Source organism: Clostridium saccharoperbutylacetonicum N1-4(HMT) (assembly GCF_000340885.1).
In the GTDB taxonomy this organism is placed as follows: domain Bacteria; phylum Bacillota; class Clostridia; order Clostridiales; family Clostridiaceae; genus Clostridium; species Clostridium saccharoperbutylacetonicum.
Map to the genome: position 1 here is coordinate 877,501 of NC_020291.1, position 16,478 is coordinate 893,978.

The 16,478-nt window shown below is 32.2% G+C and carries 14 protein-coding genes and 1 pseudogene; 9 read left to right on the forward strand and 6 right to left on the reverse strand.

Annotation, left to right across the window (positions count from 1 at the left end):
• The first annotated feature begins 95 nt into the window (after positions 1 to 95).
• The 7 genes from CSPA_RS03950 to larA all read left to right on the forward strand — a co-directional run bounded on the left by CSPA_RS03950 (position 96) and on the right by larA (position 6,521).
• The gene (locus CSPA_RS03950; protein WP_015390911.1) at positions 96 to 1,523 is read left to right on the forward strand and encodes an NAD(P)/FAD-dependent oxidoreductase; all 1,428 of its coding nucleotides are present in this window, start codon (positions 96 to 98) and stop codon (positions 1,521 to 1,523) included.
• Positions 1,524 to 1,542: 19 nt separating this feature from the next.
• The gene (locus CSPA_RS03955) at positions 1,543 to 2,796 is read left to right on the forward strand and encodes an NAD(P)/FAD-dependent oxidoreductase (protein ID WP_015390912.1); all 1,254 of its coding nucleotides are present in this window, start codon (positions 1,543 to 1,545) and stop codon (positions 2,794 to 2,796) included.
• A 1-nt stretch (position 2,797) separates the two neighbouring features.
• Complete coding sequence (locus CSPA_RS03960; protein WP_015390913.1) at positions 2,798 to 3,148, forward strand: DUF1667 domain-containing protein; 351 nt, start codon at positions 2,798 to 2,800, stop codon at positions 3,146 to 3,148.
• A gap of 165 nt (positions 3,149 to 3,313) precedes the next feature.
• Entirely contained in the window at positions 3,314 to 4,123 is an 810-nt protein-coding gene (locus CSPA_RS03965) for a helix-turn-helix domain-containing protein (RefSeq protein ID WP_017810817.1), read from the forward strand.
• Positions 4,124 to 4,266: 143 nt separating this feature from the next.
• Complete coding sequence (locus CSPA_RS03970) at positions 4,267 to 4,656, forward strand: YtxH domain-containing protein (RefSeq protein ID WP_015390915.1); 390 nt, start codon at positions 4,267 to 4,269, stop codon at positions 4,654 to 4,656.
• A gap of 17 nt (positions 4,657 to 4,673) precedes the next feature.
• A complete protein-coding gene (locus tag CSPA_RS03975) occupies positions 4,674 to 5,009 on the forward strand; it encodes a hypothetical protein (protein ID WP_015390916.1) in 336 nt (111 codons plus the stop codon).
• A gap of 237 nt (positions 5,010 to 5,246) precedes the next feature.
• Entirely contained in the window at positions 5,247 to 6,521 is a 1,275-nt protein-coding gene (gene larA, locus CSPA_RS03980; RefSeq protein ID WP_015390917.1) for a nickel-dependent lactate racemase, read from the forward strand.
• Positions 6,522 to 6,596: 75 nt separating this feature from the next.
• Here larA and CSPA_RS03985 read toward each other — a convergent pair whose 3' ends face one another.
• A complete protein-coding gene (locus CSPA_RS03985) occupies positions 6,597 to 8,786 on the reverse strand; it encodes an alpha-galactosidase (protein ID WP_015390918.1) in 2,190 nt (729 codons plus the stop codon).
• 782 nt (positions 8,787 to 9,568) lie between these two features.
• Here CSPA_RS03985 and CSPA_RS03990 point away from each other — a divergent pair.
• Both CSPA_RS03990 and CSPA_RS29025 read left to right on the forward strand, forming a co-directional pair.
• Positions 9,569 to 10,405, forward strand: coding sequence for an AraC family transcriptional regulator (locus tag CSPA_RS03990; RefSeq protein WP_015390919.1), 837 nt, complete (start codon positions 9,569 to 9,571; stop codon positions 10,403 to 10,405).
• 166 nt (positions 10,406 to 10,571) lie between these two features.
• Positions 10,572 to 10,735 (forward strand): annotated as a pseudogene (locus CSPA_RS29025) (IS200/IS605 family transposase); the annotation flags it as partial.
• A gap of 143 nt (positions 10,736 to 10,878) precedes the next feature.
• On the opposite strand, the gene CSPA_RS03995 reads toward CSPA_RS29025, so the two are convergent.
• The 5 genes from CSPA_RS03995 to CSPA_RS04015 form a co-directional block, all read right to left on the reverse strand.
• Entirely contained in the window at positions 10,879 to 12,675 is a 1,797-nt protein-coding gene (locus CSPA_RS03995) for an ABC transporter permease (RefSeq protein WP_015390920.1), read from the reverse strand.
• A complete protein-coding gene (locus tag CSPA_RS04000) occupies positions 12,659 to 13,354 on the reverse strand; it encodes an ABC transporter ATP-binding protein (protein WP_015390921.1) in 696 nt (231 codons plus the stop codon). Before CSPA_RS04000 ends, CSPA_RS03995 begins: the two co-directional genes overlap by 17 nt.
• Before the next feature lie 72 nt (positions 13,355 to 13,426).
• Positions 13,427 to 14,464, reverse strand: coding sequence for a sensor histidine kinase (locus tag CSPA_RS04005; RefSeq protein ID WP_015390922.1), 1,038 nt, complete (start codon positions 14,462 to 14,464; stop codon positions 13,427 to 13,429).
• On the reverse strand, positions 14,464 to 15,159 hold the full coding sequence (locus tag CSPA_RS04010) for a response regulator transcription factor (protein WP_015390923.1): 696 nt from the start codon (positions 15,157 to 15,159) through the stop codon (positions 14,464 to 14,466). Before CSPA_RS04010 ends, CSPA_RS04005 begins: the two co-directional genes overlap by 1 nt.
• Before the next feature lie 179 nt (positions 15,160 to 15,338).
• Positions 15,339 to 15,935, reverse strand: a complete 597-nt coding sequence (locus CSPA_RS04015) for a maltose acetyltransferase domain-containing protein (RefSeq protein WP_015390924.1) — start codon at positions 15,933 to 15,935, stop codon at positions 15,339 to 15,341.
• Positions 15,936 to 16,478: the final 543 nt, after the last annotated feature.

The following is a 16,478-nucleotide window of genomic DNA, read 5'->3' on the forward strand; positions in this document are numbered from 1 at the left end:
GTACCCTAAAGGGTATAAACTGTTAACTGAATATAATCAAAAAAACTGTTAACTGTTAACTCATAACTGTTAACTGAATACAAGGGGGATATAATATGTATGATGTAGCAATAATTGGAGCAGGAGTTCTTGGAAATTCGATATTTAGAGAATTAACTAAATATAATTTGAAGGTAGTTGTTTTAGAAAAAGAAAACGACGTTTCAATGGGAACAAGTAAAGCAAATTCAGCAATAGTACATGCTGGATATGATCCTAAAGAAGGTACTTTGATGGCAAAGTACAATGTAGCTGGAAATGAAATGTTTGAAGATTTATGTAAAGAATTGAGTGTACCATTTAAAAGAAATGGATCGCTAATTTTAGCTTTTGATGAAGAAGATATGCAAACTGTTAAAGAACTTTATGAAAATGGATGTAAGATAGGTGTAAAAGGTTTAAAAATATTAAGTAAAGCTGAAGTTTTAGAAATGGAACCAAATCTTAATGAAGAAATTAAAGGAGCATTATATGCAGCAACTGGTGGTATAGTTGGACCTTTTGAATATACAATTGCACTAGCTGAAAATGCAGTTCAAAATGGTGGAGAAATCAAATTGAAAAAAGAAGTGGTTTCAATAGAAAAAGGTGACACTTTTAGGATTACAACTCAAGATGGAGAAGTTATTGAAGCAAAATATGTTATAAATGCTGCTGGACTTTATGCAGATAAAATTCATAATTTAATTTGCAAAGAAAGCTTTAAGATAATTCCAAGAAGTGGTGAATACTTCATAATGGACAAGAGTCAAGGAAATGTAGTTAATCATACAATATTCCAATGTCCATCAAAGCTAGGAAAAGGTGTTTTAGTAACGCCAACAGTACACGGAAATTTATTGATTGGACCAGATGCTAGAGATATAGACGATAAAGAAGATTTAGGAACTGTTGGAGAAGGTTTAGATTCAATAAGAGAAACTTCAATGCGTACAACTACGAAAGTTAATTTTAGAGAAAGTATAAGAAATTTTGCTGGACTTCGTGCAAATCCAGATACAGGTGATTTTATAGTTGAAGAAAATGATGGAGTTAAAGGCTTTATTGATGTAGCAGGAATGAAGTCGCCAGGTCTTTCATCAGCACCAGCTATAGCTTTAGGTGTAGTGGATATATTAGAAAAAGCAGGTTGTAAATTAGAAAAGAAAGAAAACTTCATAGCGAATAGAGAACAAGTTCATTTTATGGAATTACCAGCACAAGAAAAGGCTGAGTTAATCAAGAAAAATCCACAATACGGAAGAATGATCTGTAGATGTGAAAGTATAACAGAAGGTGAAATTGTAGACGCAATAAAGAGAAGTTTTGGAGTCCTTTCTTTAGATGGAATAAAGAGAAGATGTAGACCAGGAATGGGAAGATGCCAAGGTGGCTTCTGTGGACCAAGAGTTCAAGAAATAATTGCAAGAGAGTATAAGGTTCCACTAGAAAGTGTTGTCTTAGAAAAAGATAATTCTTATATTTTATTAGGAAAAACTAAGTAGAAGGGCGAGGTATAGTATTATGAGTTATGAATTAATTGTAGTAGGTGGAGGACCAGCAGGCCTTGCCGCAGCATATGAGGCATATAATAATGGAATAAAAAAGATATTAATTTTAGAAAGAGATAATGAATTAGGTGGAATATTAAATCAATGTATTCATAATGGATTTGGACTTCATACATTCAAAGAAGAACTTACAGGTCCAGAATATGCAAGTAGATTTATTGATATGGTGAAAGATACGGACATAGAAGTTAAGTTAAACACTATGGTTTTAGAAATATCTAAAGACAAAAAAGTTTATGCTATAAATTCGGAAGAAGGTTATATGGAGCTTGAAGCCAAAGCTGTAATTCTTTCAATGGGATGCAGGGAAAGAACTAGAGGAGCTATAAATATACCAGGAGATAGACCAGCAGGTGTATTTAGTGCAGGTGCAGCTCAAAGATATATTAATGTAGAAGGATATATGCCAGGTAAAGAAGTTGTTATCCTAGGATCAGGAGATATTGGCCTTATAATGGCAAGAAGAATGACCCTTGAAGGAGCAAAGGTTAAAGCAGTTGTTGAACTATGTCCATATTCTAATGGTTTAAATAGAAATATAGTTCAATGTTTAAATGATTATGATATTCCACTATACTTATCACATACAGTTACAGATATTGTAGGAAAAGATAGAGTTGAAAAAGTTGTAATAGCAAAAGTAGGGGAAGATAGAAAACCTATTAAGGGAACTGAAATAGAATTTGAAGCAGATACCTTGCTATTATCAGTTGGATTGATTCCTGAAAATGATATATCCTTTAATGCAGGTATTGAACCAGATAGAAGAACAAATGGTTTAATGGTTAGTGAAAGTATGGAAACATCTGTAGATGGAATTTTTGCATGTGGTAATGTTGTTCATGTTCATGATTTAGTTGACTTTGTAACAGAAGAATCAAAGCGTACCGGTATTTCCGCAGCTAGATATATTAAAAATGAACTTAAAAAAGATAAATATGTAAATATAAAAAATGGACAAAATGTTAATTACACAGTCCCACAAAGATTAAATAAAGAAGATGTCCAAGATAAATTAACTATATTTATGAGAGTAAATAACATATATCACGATAAGGCTTTAGTAGTTAGAAGTGGTGATGAAGTTGTAGCTAGATTTAAGAGAGCTCATTTAGCACCATCAGAAATGGAAAAAGTAGTTTTGAGTAAAGTATTATTAGATAAAATTAATAATGATATTACAATATCATTAGAGGACGGTGAATAGAATGGAAAGAGAATTAATATGCATAAGCTGCCCAAAGGGGTGTCATTTAAAAGTTGATGAAGAAAAATTAACAGTCAGCGGAAATAGCTGTCCTAAAGGAGCAGAATACGGAATTAATGAAGTGACAAATCCAGTTAGAATAGTAACCTCAACCGTTAAGGTTAGTGGAGGAGAAGTGCCTGTAGTTCCAGTAAAAACTGAAAAGGCAATACCAAAAGGACTTATTATGAAGTGTATGGAGGAAATTAACAATATTACTATAAAAGCGCCTGTTATGATAGGAGATATAGTAGTTAATAATATACTTGAAACTGGTGTTAATGTTGTTGCGACAAAAAATGTATATAAATAATTGAAATAATATTATGAGATGTGCTAGGTCTATAAATAAATTAATAGACCTAGCTTTTTATTATTGTTCAGCTAATATATAATAGAAGTAGGTTTAAAGTTGTTTTTTTGTTTTGGGAATAGTAAATTAATATTCGAGATTAAGGATGCATTTATGGAGAGTTTTATGAATAAATTTATATCAATTCAAATGCCAATAATTAATTCTAAATTTATTTCAAACAATTTAAATTATGAGGAAATAAGTCCAAGTGCAGAAATGAGTGACACTATAGCCTGCTACTATAGGTTTTTTTCAAAAAATAGTATAAAGGGTAGTTATACTATGCCCATGATTCCCGATGGATGTATAAATATTTTAATAGACTTAAATCAAGATGAAATAGAGAAAAGTATATCCATAATTGGACCGATAACAAGTTGTGCTAATTATGAAGTGACTGGTAATGTAAATTTATTAGGAATAAGAATATTACCAGGTAAATTTATGAGTTTAACAAATGTTCCAATGAAATCGATTGTTAATAAACAACTTTTGCTGAAGGATGTAATTAATGACTTTTATAAACACATACCTAAGGATTATCAAGAAATTAACGAAAATACGCTAATTTCATCTATAAATGATTATAGTTTAGAGTTTTTAGGAAATTCAAATGCATGTAAAAATGAAACTATAATAGGAAGTGCAACAAAATATATTTATGATAAGAAGGGACAAGTATCCATAGAGGAATTGGCAAAAGCAATTAATTATAGTTCTAGGAATTTAGGTAGAATATCTGACAGTGCAATTGGTCTGAATCTAAAATTATTTTGTAGAATAGTTAGATTCCAAAATACACTTTATTTCATAAAAAATAATGCTAATTTTGATTTGAAACGTGTAGCATTAGAAAATGGATACTATGATCAATCGCATTTAGCCAAGGAATTTAAATTTTTTTGTGGTGTACCGCCAACTGTATTTATATAAAATATGCAAAGGAATAATAATTTAATATATGGAAGTTTGAACTTAGCATTTTATTTGCATAACTTGTCTGATTTTTACAAGACTTTTAATATAAAGTCCTGTATAATAAATGAAATTAAATATTATTATGGGAGGTATAGGATATGTTGTTAAAAAATATGATATGTGAAATAAAAAAGGAAAAGCTTAGAAAACAAAAAGAACAAAGAACAAAAAAGATAATTGGAATCACTGCATCACTAGCAGTAACTGCAATAAGTGGTGTTATTGGAGGTTTGATGATGGCTCCTAAGTCTGGTAAAGAGCTTAGAGAAGATATAGCTAAAACAGCTACTGATGCTAACGAAAATTTAAAAAAAGATATAGAAGTTACAAAAGAAAAGCTATCTAGTGGTGTAAATGAAACAAGAAATAAAATTAATAGCTACCTAGCAGCAAAAAAAGAAAAGAACGATGTTTTATCTGAGGAAAATGAAGAATTAAAAGATAAAGCTATAGAAACAGAAGTAGTTGAAGAAAAAATAGTAGAATAGAAATAGTGGTGGGTTAGATGTATATTGAGGTTTCAACTTTATGTTATGGTATTTTGATGATATTAGCAGTAGTTACGCTTGTTTATTTAATACTTTGCTTGAGCAAATTAAATTCATTGTTAAAACAAATATCTGTATTTTGGAATGAAAATTCCGGAAAGATTTCAGATGCAGCAAAATCTATGCCGGTTATAGCAAATAATGCAGTTGAGGTAAGTGAAAATTTAAAGACAACAAGTGATGTAATCATTGAAGCCACTTCTACAGCTATTGATACAAAAGAAGATATATCTAATTATCTTGAAACGATTAAAGATATTTTGAAAATTGTAAGAAGTGTATGGCTGAAATAATAGTTTACATAAATTAAGCATATTGATGAAAATAACAAGTCTAGAGTGTAGCAAGAGATAGGCTTGTTATTTTTTTTATACACTTAACTTTAAATAGAGTTTAGTTGATAGCGTAAATTTATCTCGAGTAAATTGTGAATAAAATAACTATTATGGAAATCTTAAGATAATTGTGATAATATTATCTTAATGAAATTGGTCTGACCAAATTGTAAGTATTAAAAAGGAGAAGATATTATGGCAACAATAAAAATACCCTATAATAAAAGATTTCTAGAAGCAAGTATTTCTGATAAGAATCTTGAGGCTGTGCTTGAATCTAAAGCACATAATTACAAATCAGAATTAACTCAAGAAGAAATTGTTGAAAAAGCCTTGGATAATCCTATTGAAAGTAAGAGTTTAGAAGAATTAGTAAGAGGAAAAGGGAACATGGTTATTATAACAAGTGACCATACAAGACCTGTGCCAAGTAAGATAACGTTACCAATACTTCTTAGAAGAATTAGAAAGGTAAATCCAGATATAGATATAAAGATTCTTATAGCAACAGGGTTTCATAGACCAACAACTAGAGAAGAAATGATTGATAAATTTGGAGAAGAAATAGTGAAGAATGAACAGATAATTAATCATTATTCGCAAAGACAAGAGGATCAAGTTTTAGCAGGTATTCTTCCATCTGGTGGTGAATTATGGATAAATAAGTTGGCGGCTGATACTGAGTTGCTAATATCTGAAGGGTTTATAGAACCACATTTTTTTGCGGGATTTTCTGGAGGCAGAAAAAGTGTTCTTCCTGGAATTGCAAGTGCCAAAACTATAATGTGGAATCATAATTCAGAATTTATAGGAAGCAGTAATGCAAGAACAGGAAAATTGGGTAAAAATCCTATACATGAGGATATGGTTTTTGCAGCTGAAAAAGCTAAGCTAGCATTCATATTAAATGTTGTTATAGACAAGGATAAAAAGATTATACATGCAGTTAGTGGACATAGTAAGCTTGCACATGAAGAAGGGTGTAAATTTGTTTCAGAACTTTCAAGTATAGATAGCGTTAAAGGAGATATAGTAATTAGCTCTAATGGCGGATATCCTCTTGATCAAAATATTTATCAATCAGTTAAAGGAATGACAGCTGCTGAAGCTTGTTGCAAAGAGGGATCAGTAATAATAATGGTATCAGCCTGCAATGATGGACATGGAGGAGAATCCTTCTACAGAAACATGGCAGAAGCTGAAAGTCCAGCAGCAGTACTCGATAAAGTACTCCAAGTTTCAAAAGACAAAACAGAACCAGATCAATGGGAATTTCAGATTTTAGCAAGAATATTAAGCAAAAATAAAGTTATCATGGTAACTGATATGTGTGACCCTGAAATAATTAAAAATATGCATATGGACCATGCATTTACTTTTGAAGAAGCTTTAAAAAAAGCTTATGAATTAAAGGGGGAAGCTGCAAAAGTTGTGGTTATTCCTGATGGAGTTTCTGTAGTAGTTAAATAATTGATTTAGCATTAAAAAATGGGACTGTCATTAGTGTGACAATCCCATTTTAATTGTTAAATTTAAAATATAGGATTAAACTGATTTTATTCTCCAAGTAATACTTTGATAATCTCCTTGTAAATCAGGTATAGTAAGTCCTCCATACATAAGCTCATCACCACCAAATATTCCTTGGAAGCCTTCAACTGAATAATTCTTTTCAGGGTCCAAGCCTCTTAAATATAACCTTCTTATTGGGTCATTTGGTATGCAAAGAACTCTAAAAAAGCTCACAAAAGCTTCAATTTTATCTTCTGAGACAACTATAAAAGAAGCTTCATTGCTTTCAAATGGATTAAGAAGTCTATACATATCTCCAAATTGAATAAGTTCACGTAATTCTTTATAAGTTTCAACTTGTTTTTTTACAGTTTCTATTTCTTCATCATTAAAGTTTGTAAGATCAAGTTCATATCCAAAGTTACCAAGCATTGCAACATCTCCTCTCATTTTAAGAGAAGTATTTCTATGAACTTGATGATTTGGTACTGCAGATACATGAGCACCCATAGTGCTTATTGGGTAAACTATGCTTGTTCCATATTGAATCTTTAATCTCTCTACAGCATCAGTATCATCACTAGTCCAAATTTGAGGCATATAGTAGAGTATACCGGCATCAAATCTTCCTCCGCCTCCAGAGCAGCCTTCAAATAATATATTTGGAAAAGCGGTTGTAAGTTTTTCGTATATTTTATATAGTCCTAACATATATCTATGAGCTGTTTCTCTTTGTCTCTCTGGTGGAAGAAGAGCAGAAGCTATTTCAGTCATATTTCTGTTCATATCCCATTTAATATAGCTGATATTAACAGAATTTAAAATTTTAGATAAAGAATCTATTATGTAGTCACATACATCTTCTCTAGAAAGATCTAATACTAGCTGGTTTCTTCCTTGAGTGCGATATCTTCCTGGCACATGTAAGCACCAATCAGGATGCGCTCTATATAAATCACTATCTGGTGAGACCATTTCAGGTTCAAACCATAAACCAAATTGTAAGTCTAAATTATTTATGCGATTAGCTAAATCTTCTAATCCATTAGGAAGTTTATTTTTGTCAACTACCCAATCTCCAAGAGAAGATTCATCCCCATTTCTTTTTCCAAACCAACCATCGTCAAGAACAAAAAGTTCAATTCCGAGTTCTTTTGCAGCTTTACCAATGCTTTCGATTTTTTCAGCATTAAAGTCAAAGTAAGTTGCTTCCCAATTGTTTACAAGAATTGGTCTTGTTTTATCTCGATAAACACCTCTACATAATCTTTTTCTATATAGTCTATGATAAGTTCTAGACATTTCACCAAGACCTTGTGAAGAATAAACCATAACTACTTCAGGAGTTTGGAAACTTTCCTTTGGTTTAAGTAACCAAGAAAAATCAAAAGGATTTATCCCCATTGATATGCGGGTAGTTTCGAATTGGTCAACTTCTGCTTGAGCAAGAAAACTTCCACTATATACTAAGCTAAAGCCATATACATCACCATGTTCTTCAGTAGCATCTTTGCTGAGTAATGCTATGAAAGGATTTTGATTATGACTACTTGAACCACGTCTGCTTTCTATAGATTGAGTACCAATTAAAAGAGGAGTTCTTTCCATATGTCTTTCTCTTGCCCATGCACCATGAAGATGTAGAAAATCATAATTAGAGTTATTAAAATCTATACTCATACTTAAAGCTCGTTGTAGCTTTAAATCTTCCTTACCACAATTTAAAAATTTTGTATTTCTAGTTATAACATCAAAATTTTCATAAGCTGTGTAGGATAGAATTACTTTTAAACCAATTAATGAATCGGATAAATTTATTTCTAATGTCTGAGCTTCATCATCGCTTTCAACATAAGTGGCTGGAAGACCTTCTAATTCTACTTTTCCATTAATTATTTTATGCGATTCGTATCTGAGATCAGTTATAGTAGTGCCATTTTCAAGTTGAATTGAATATGCAGGTCCACGAAAATCACTAGTTCCATAAGAAGGATATTCTTGTGGAAGTGCATCAAGGGTAAGCAGCTTGTTATTGGGATTAGGATTTGGTGAAAAAGAACATCTTTCTCTAATGGGTAATAAATTATCAGAATTAAAAGTTCTTAATTTTCTTCCAAAGTAAACATGTGAAAGGTAACCCTCGTCAGTGATTTTTATTATATAGCTAGTATTTTTAGCTGTTAAGTGAAAGGCTTTTGTATTGTTATCAAATTTAATACTCAAATTAATTCCTCCAATTCAATTAAAAAGTTTTATAAAAATCTAATAATTATAGATATCCAACGCGAGAATTAGACTTATGCAACAATTACCGAAATATGATACATTTATCTTCCACAGGACTAGTAAAATTTTCGCTGGAAGGTTCTAAATGTGGGCTTGTCGTCATTTCGGCGTGTTCCAGATATAAAATCCCCAAGGAGAAAGTTCGTGTTTCCAAATATAAAATTTGGACACTTACTTTTTGGACATTCACTTTTGGACAAGCTGTAAATGAAACAAGCCATAGAGGAAACTCGACTCACGTTCGTTCGCTGAGTAAGCGATTCACACCAAATCAGTTTTTTAAAGGAGGTTAACTCATGAATGAGTTAACTAAGTTCAAGAAACTAAACATAAATTTGGACTTTCACTTATCTGCTTAAAAACCTTCAACAGCTCAATTTCACATGCCTGCTCCAGAAAAAAATGTATCATATTTCTAGTGTAGTGTTACAATTATAATTCCGCAATGATGCATGTATATTCCATTTATAAGATTGATTATTAAGTTGGATATCTATATATAGAATCTCTAATTTATACTATATTTAAAGATACCTAATGTATTTGAAGATGCTTCAGAATATTATGCTTTGTGATCAATTGATATTTGATCATTGATAACTGAAACTATATATTAAAGTATAAAGATATCGATAAAAAATGAAATGGAATAAAATAAGATTATTATGGTATAATCTAAGAAATTAATTATATGCATTTTAATAAATGAGGTATTGAAAATGAATGAAGATATGAATATGGAATATTTTTCGACGATAAATGATGATGGGTTTGATATTACTGTATATCAATGTGGCATGGAAAAATGTAAGAAATTACATTCGTATGGACCAGCCATTAGAGATCACTATTTAATACATTTTGTACTTGAAGGCAGTGGGATATTTTATGTAGGTGGAAAGTCATATAGGATAAAAAAAAATCAAGGCTTCTTAATTTGTCCTAACATTGTTACTTATTATGAAGCTGATAAGGAAGAACCTTGGATATATACTTGGGTTGGATTTAAAGGCATAAAAGCTGAAAAATATTTAAAATTAGCAAATCTTGATCAAGAAAATCCTATTTTTGAATGTACAGAAGTAGCTTTTGTACAGGAATGTTTTGAAAATATGAGAAAGTCTACAGGATTAAAATATGGAAGAGAATTAAGATTGCAAGGATTGCTAATAATGTTTTTATCGGAGCTCATTGAGGAAGCAGGAAAAAATGTTATTATAAGCAGTAATTATAAAGAAATGTACATAAAAAAGAGCCTTCAGTTTGTTGAGACAAATTATTCTAGTAAGATAAGTATATCTGAAATGGCCAAAAGTGTAGGCCTGAATAAAAATTATTTCAGTACCTTTTTTAGGGAAAATATAGGAGTAACGCCTCAGCAATATATAATAAAATATAGAATAAATAAAGCCTGTGAACTCATGAGTAATCAAGGATTAACCATAGGGGATATTTCACGCTCAGTAGGGTATGATGATACCCTTGGTTTTTCTAAAATATTTAAGAAAGAGAAGGGTATATCTCCTTCGAAATATAGGCAACAAGTACTATTTTGACACCAGTAATTGAAATAAGGAACATGAAATAATAACAAGTTGATAGGCAATTTTAGTGTTTTGGAGAGTGTAAAATAGTCTGTGTAAACTTCATTAAGATGATTATATTTAGAATACCACCTAAATTCAGCATTTGTGTAATATCTCAAAGGTAAGAGTTCGCGGACATGCAAATTTGAAATACAAGTATAACAATAGACAATTTTGGCGCAGGGGATACTATGTTGATACCGTAGGAAGAAATAAGAAGATATAGCATATGAACAAATGAGCTTGAAGGAATATATTGACCCGTTTACAAGTGAACCAGTAAATAAAGGCAAGAAATAAAGCACTTTTTAGGTGCAGCCAGTAAAGATATGTGGTTGGTAAACCGTTCAATGTGCAAAGTAGCACAGCCAGTAACAAAGGCTTATAGGCGCAGAGCAAGCCACCCGTTTTACGGGTGGTCCTGACTTCCATAAATAACACTCTTATACTTCATTAATTGTATCAGTTACCACCATATTCCGAATACGTTTTGATGGAGAATAGATTGCAGTGATAGTCGTAATTGCAACAACCAAAAGCACAATAATTATATGCATAATAGGAATACTCCAAGTAGCGTAGTTAAAATAAGCAGTAATAAGATTGTCGTATAGTAACTTGTTAATGAACAGGCTGACTACAACTCCCACAATACAACCTGATATAGAATAGGTAAACGCTTCAGCGGCTATCATTTTGGTAATCTGATGTTCATTCATACCGACTGCGCGCATGACTCCATATTGCTTTATTTTTGCGGATACGCTCATAGAAATACTGTTCATAATATTTAATACAGAAACTAAAGTTATAATTGTCAAAAATCCATATACAAAAAACGTAAATGCCATATATGTGCTGGATTGCATAGTCCGTAGGTCTCGGTTATCGCTAAACTTGTACTTTTCACCTACGACATTATGGATGGCTTCAACATTTCTGTCAGTCGCATCTTTTGTCGTCTGTATAAGAATAAGTGAATAGTCAGTTACGCCGGTAAGGCGAGTAAAAGTTTTCCCAGAAGTAATGAGTGTTATTTTCCCATTTGGAACACCGTTATCACTAAATGGGTTACATTTTAACAGCCCTGCGATTTCTACTTCCTTATTTCCTACTTGTATTTTATCGCCTATTGCTAAAGGATTGTCCTTGTCCCAGATTGTAAGTACGTAATTACTGTCTCCATAAACTTTTGAAATATCGCTGCCTTTTCTAAGTTGCTTATCTTTTGTAAGACAGTCCAAATCATAATCATCATAGGAAATCATATCGATTGTGTTTGTTTGAGAATTTACTTCTGCCGGAATATCAAAGTAGCTACTTCGGCCAAAAACATGTTTTACACCTGACATACCACTTATTTTATCAAGCAGTACACTGTCTATGGAATTTGAACTGTTATTACTAGAAATGCTGATATCAGGAGTATCTGAAAATTGGGGCATAATATAGCCGATAAACTCTATTAAGACTGAAAAACTCAAAAACAGAATAATGCTAAGAGCAAATGAGCTTGTCATAAGTGTTAAGTTTTTCTTTCTAGATACTGCATGATGAATACCGAGGACAGTTTCAATTTTAAAAAAATGGGTATTCAACCCATGGGTTGAATACCCATTTTTTGTGTTTTCTAAATTTCCTGATACTGCCATTACAGGCGATACCTTTGCAGCTCGTTTTGCCGGAGACCTGGCGGCAATGAGTACTGTAACAACTCCAACAATTATTCCGCTGATAATGCCAATTGGACTGATTTTCCAAAGGGGTATATTAGAGAACTCTACCGCCACAAGAAACCGTAGCCCAGCACATAATCCCCATGTGACTACAATCCCAAGTATCACACCTATTGGAACCGCAGTTTTGCACCAATTGAGGGCTTCCAGTTTGACAAAACGGATAATCTGTTGTCTGCTCATTCCAATGCAGCGCATCATTCCAAAAAACTTTGTCCTTTGGGCAACATTACTGTTTATACTGCTTGAAATCATCAGTACCCCTGCAATCATTATAAGCACAAACAGTACAGCTGCTGTAGAATATAGAGTTTGCATCGATCTTACACTAAGGTCTTGCTGTTTATCCAGTAATCTTGATGTCTCCATTCTAACACCCATATCTGCCATACTAAAAACAGCAGTTACCAAAAATACGGCAAATATAATACACAGAAGTGTCATGCGGTTCTGTCGTCTGTGTACTTTTGCAGAAATCGGAATTAGACTAAGATAGCTTTTCATTCGCGGCACCTCCTAAATCGGTCAGTATGCCATCACAAACTTGTAGTATCCGATCTGCAGCCTGTGAGATACTTCGGCTATGGGTAATCATAAGAATGGTCTGTTGGTACTTTCTTGCAGCTTCTTTTAGCAAAGTAATCACTTCACTGCTGTTTTGCGTATCCAGGTTACCCGTCGGCTCATCGGCAAGGATAAGCGATGGTCTCGTAATTAGAGCACGTCCTATTGCTACACGCTGTTGTTGTCCGCCTGATAATTGACTAGGTAAATGGTGACGACGTTCTTTCAAATTAAGCACCGTAAGTAGTTCCTCAAGATACTTTTTATCAGGTTTTTGATAATCAAGCAGTAAGGGAAATATGATGTTTTGCTCAACATTCAATTCTGGAATTAGATTAAAACTTTGAAAAATAAATCCAATATTTCTGCGACGAAAGATTGTTAAGTTACTATCTTTCATGGAAAAAATATCTTTACCGTCAATAAATACTTTGCCATAAGTGGGCATATCAAGTGCACCTACTAGATTAAGAAGTGTACTCTTGCCAGAGCCGGATTCTCCGACTATTGCGACAAATTCGCCTTTCGGAACGGAAAAGCTGATATCTTTTAATGCATGTACGGCAGCTTCGCCGTTACCATAGGTTTTAGAAATTGATTTAACTTCCAATAAATTCATGGGTTATCTACCTCTTTCTATCTTGATATTGAAATATTATCATATCAATCTTACTTTTATATGACACTTATCCTACAATTTTGTAGGAATTAAAAAATTAATTGTAAAAGTAGTGCCAATACCCAATTCGCTATCAACCTCGATTGTTCCACTGTGTGCTTCGATAATAGCTTTTGCGAGGGGTAACCCAAGTCCGATACCTTTTGTGTCTTTAGAAAAACGACTGCGATAAAATCTTTTGAAAATATGATGTAAGTCCTCTGGGTGAATACCGCTTCCATTGTCTTTTATGATGACTTGAATAATGGATGTAAATTGTTTCCATTTAATATAAATAGCATTTCCTTTTTGAGTATGGTCAAAAGCATTTTTAACAATATTACTGATTGCTTCAATCAGCCAAGTACAGTCGCATAATAAAGTAACGTAATCATCCCCGGATAGATATATTTCCTTTTCCTCCTGCTTGGCACGATATGAAAAGTGCCTTTCTATACTGCCCATCATTTCAGATACATTTTCTTTAGCTTTTTCAATCACGATTGTTTTGGCATCGAGTTTTGTAATTTTTAAGAGGTTTTGCACCAGTATTTCTATTCTGTCAAGCTCTTGCTCTGAAAGAGAAGTAAATTCTTTGATTGTCGGTAAATTCTTTGCTTCTTCTTGCATAATTCCATTATATATATTAAGAGCAGCAAGCGGAGTTTTTAACTGGTGAGAAATATCAGAAATGGTATCTTTCAAAAAATTTTTTGCTTTGCCCTCATTTTCAGCGTGAGCATTTAAAATGGAAACTATGGAATTTACTTCATGAAATAATCTGTAGATCTCTCCTTCATCATTACATTCAATACGTGCATTTTGATTTCCAGAAATATATTCTTTGATTTGCGTTACCGCATTCGCCATGATTATATTTTGTTCCCTGAAATACCTATAGACTATTATTAATATGAAGATACTCATGCACAATGAACATACCAGTATATATAGTGCTGTATTTTTAAAGTTCAAACCTATTAAGGCAGCAGAAATCAAGGTAAAGGCTACTATAAGAAGCAATACCAAACAAAAAAGTTTTTTGATTTTCCTGTTTACCAGTATTTTCATCATACACCCCCATCAACAGTATTCCATTTATACCCCATACGTCGAACAGTCACTATTTTTTGAGGCTCGCTCGGATTATCTTCGATTTTTGTACGAAGTCTGCGTATATATACGGTAATAGTATTATTATCTATATAGTTTTCGTTGCAATCCCATAGTTTGCTTAAAATCTGTTCAGGAGAAAGAACAATATGGGGATTTTCCATAAACAGGCATAAAACTTTATACTCACTTGTTGTTAAGTCAAGTTGTTCTCCATTTTTATAGACTTCTCCTTTTAGAAGTTGTACATTTATACCGTTAGAATTTAATTCAGTATCTGCTTGAATAAAATTGTCACTTCTGCGAAGCAAAGCATTTATTTTCGACATAAACACCGCCAGCTTGAACGGCTTTGTTATATAATCGTCACCACCAATATCAAGCCCCATTATAATATCCGTTTCTTCATCAGCAGCAGTAAGAAATATAATTGGCACCTTTGATGTTTTACGAATTTTTTTGCATAAATCATAGCCGCAGCCATCGGGAAGCGACACGTCCAAAATCACCAAATCATATTTCTTATTTACCAATAGTGCTTCTGCTTCAAGAATTGTACGGGCAACATCTATTTCGTATCCTTGCTTTTTGATTGCAAAAGATAAACCATTAATTAAACTCAAATTATCTTCAACAAAGAAAATGTGTTTCAATTATTTTCACCGTCCTTAATTTTCTGCGCATAAATTGTTTGCATAACTCTATTGTATTTATTTTGACTGAAATTTACAAGATTGGGTATAAATAATTATTTGCTGAAATAAATAATTGAAATTATGATAAAAAATAATAAAATGGATAGAAATATTTTTGCTATCCATTTCACATATTTTTATTTAATACATTTATCTTTATAGTAGAATTCTTTATCATGTTCATTGATTTCTCTTAATACACGACATGGATTTCCTACAGCAACTACATTTTCAGGAATATCGTGCGTAACGACACTTCCAGCACCTATAACTGAATTATCACCTATTGTAACTCCAGGTAAAATTACTGCATTAGAGCCTATCCAAACATTATTGCCAATTCTTACTGGAATAGAAAATTGAGTACAAGGCTTACGAAGTGTTGGATCAACTGGATGTCCAGTAGGTGTTATTGTTACATTAGGAGCTATCATAACATGCTCGCCTATATAAACATCAATATCATCAACAATTACAAGATTAAAGTTTGCATAAAAATGATCTCCAATATGGATATTTGAACCATATGCAGCATGAAAGGGCGGTTCAATCCAAATGTGCTCCTTTATATCACCTAATAATTCTTTTAATATTTCTTTTCTTTTTATTTCTTCACTTGGACGCGTATGATTATAGTCATATAGCAATTCTTGGCATCTTCTACGATCAGCTTCAAGTCCTTCACCTACATCAATATATAGCATACCATTTTTCATTTTTTCTCTTATTGTCATAATAATCCTCCTTAATTTATAAATTTGGTTACATGAACTTTGTATGTGGGATTTTCATATTTCGTTATTCGAAATTTCCATGCGTGACTTTTATATTTTGTTCTTTTAATTTTTCTTGTAGATCTTTCATTACTGATTGACAACCGATAAGAACATTATAAGCCTTAGAACAGCATAGGAGGAGTGTAGTCAATTGCTAATTAATAATTGAACATTGTTAATTGGAATATATAATTTATGTAACAAATAATCTAGCAAAGTATGCTTTAATATTTGTTACATATAGATATCCAAATGAATAATCAAACTTATAAATGGAATATGTATACACTCTTGAGAAATTAAAATTACTAAATTAAACTAGAAATATGATACATTTTTTTCTGGATCAGGCATGTGAAATTGAGCTGTTGAAGGGTATTAATGTTGGCTTGTTTCATTTTTAGCTTGTTCAGATTTTACATCTGGAACACGCTGAAATGACGACAAGCCAACATTTAGAACCTTCCAGCGAAAATTTCACTAGTCCTGTGGAAGATAAAT

Excerpts from the sequence above, each read along its gene's own strand:
- CSPA_RS03990 (WP_015390919.1), top strand. The coding sequence starts at position 9,569 with ATGAATGAAGATATGAATATGGAATATTTTTCGACGATAAATGATGAT.
- CSPA_RS03960 (WP_015390913.1), top strand. The coding sequence starts at position 2,798 with ATGGAAAGAGAATTAATATGCATAAGCTGCCCAAAGGGGTGTCATTTA.
- CSPA_RS03975 (WP_015390916.1), top strand. The coding sequence starts at position 4,674 with ATGTATATTGAGGTTTCAACTTTATGTTATGGTATTTTGATGATATTA.
- CSPA_RS03995 (WP_015390920.1), bottom strand. The coding sequence starts at position 12,675 with ATGAAAAGCTATCTTAGTCTAATTCCGATTTCTGCAAAAGTACACAGA.
- larA (WP_015390917.1), top strand. The coding sequence starts at position 5,247 with ATGGCAACAATAAAAATACCCTATAATAAAAGATTTCTAGAAGCAAGT.
- CSPA_RS03965 (WP_017810817.1), top strand. The coding sequence starts at position 3,314 with ATGAATAAATTTATATCAATTCAAATGCCAATAATTAATTCTAAATTT.
- CSPA_RS04000 (WP_015390921.1), bottom strand. The coding sequence starts at position 13,354 with ATGAATTTATTGGAAGTTAAATCAATTTCTAAAACCTATGGTAACGGC.
- CSPA_RS04005 (WP_015390922.1), bottom strand. The coding sequence starts at position 14,464 with ATGAAAATACTGGTAAACAGGAAAATCAAAAAACTTTTTTGTTTGGTA.
- CSPA_RS03950 (WP_015390911.1), top strand. The coding sequence starts at position 96 with ATGTATGATGTAGCAATAATTGGAGCAGGAGTTCTTGGAAATTCGATA.
- CSPA_RS04015 (WP_015390924.1), bottom strand. The coding sequence starts at position 15,935 with ATGACAATAAGAGAAAAAATGAAAAATGGTATGCTATATATTGATGTA.
- CSPA_RS03955 (WP_015390912.1), top strand. The coding sequence starts at position 1,543 with ATGAGTTATGAATTAATTGTAGTAGGTGGAGGACCAGCAGGCCTTGCC.
- CSPA_RS03970 (WP_015390915.1), top strand. The coding sequence starts at position 4,267 with ATGTTGTTAAAAAATATGATATGTGAAATAAAAAAGGAAAAGCTTAGA.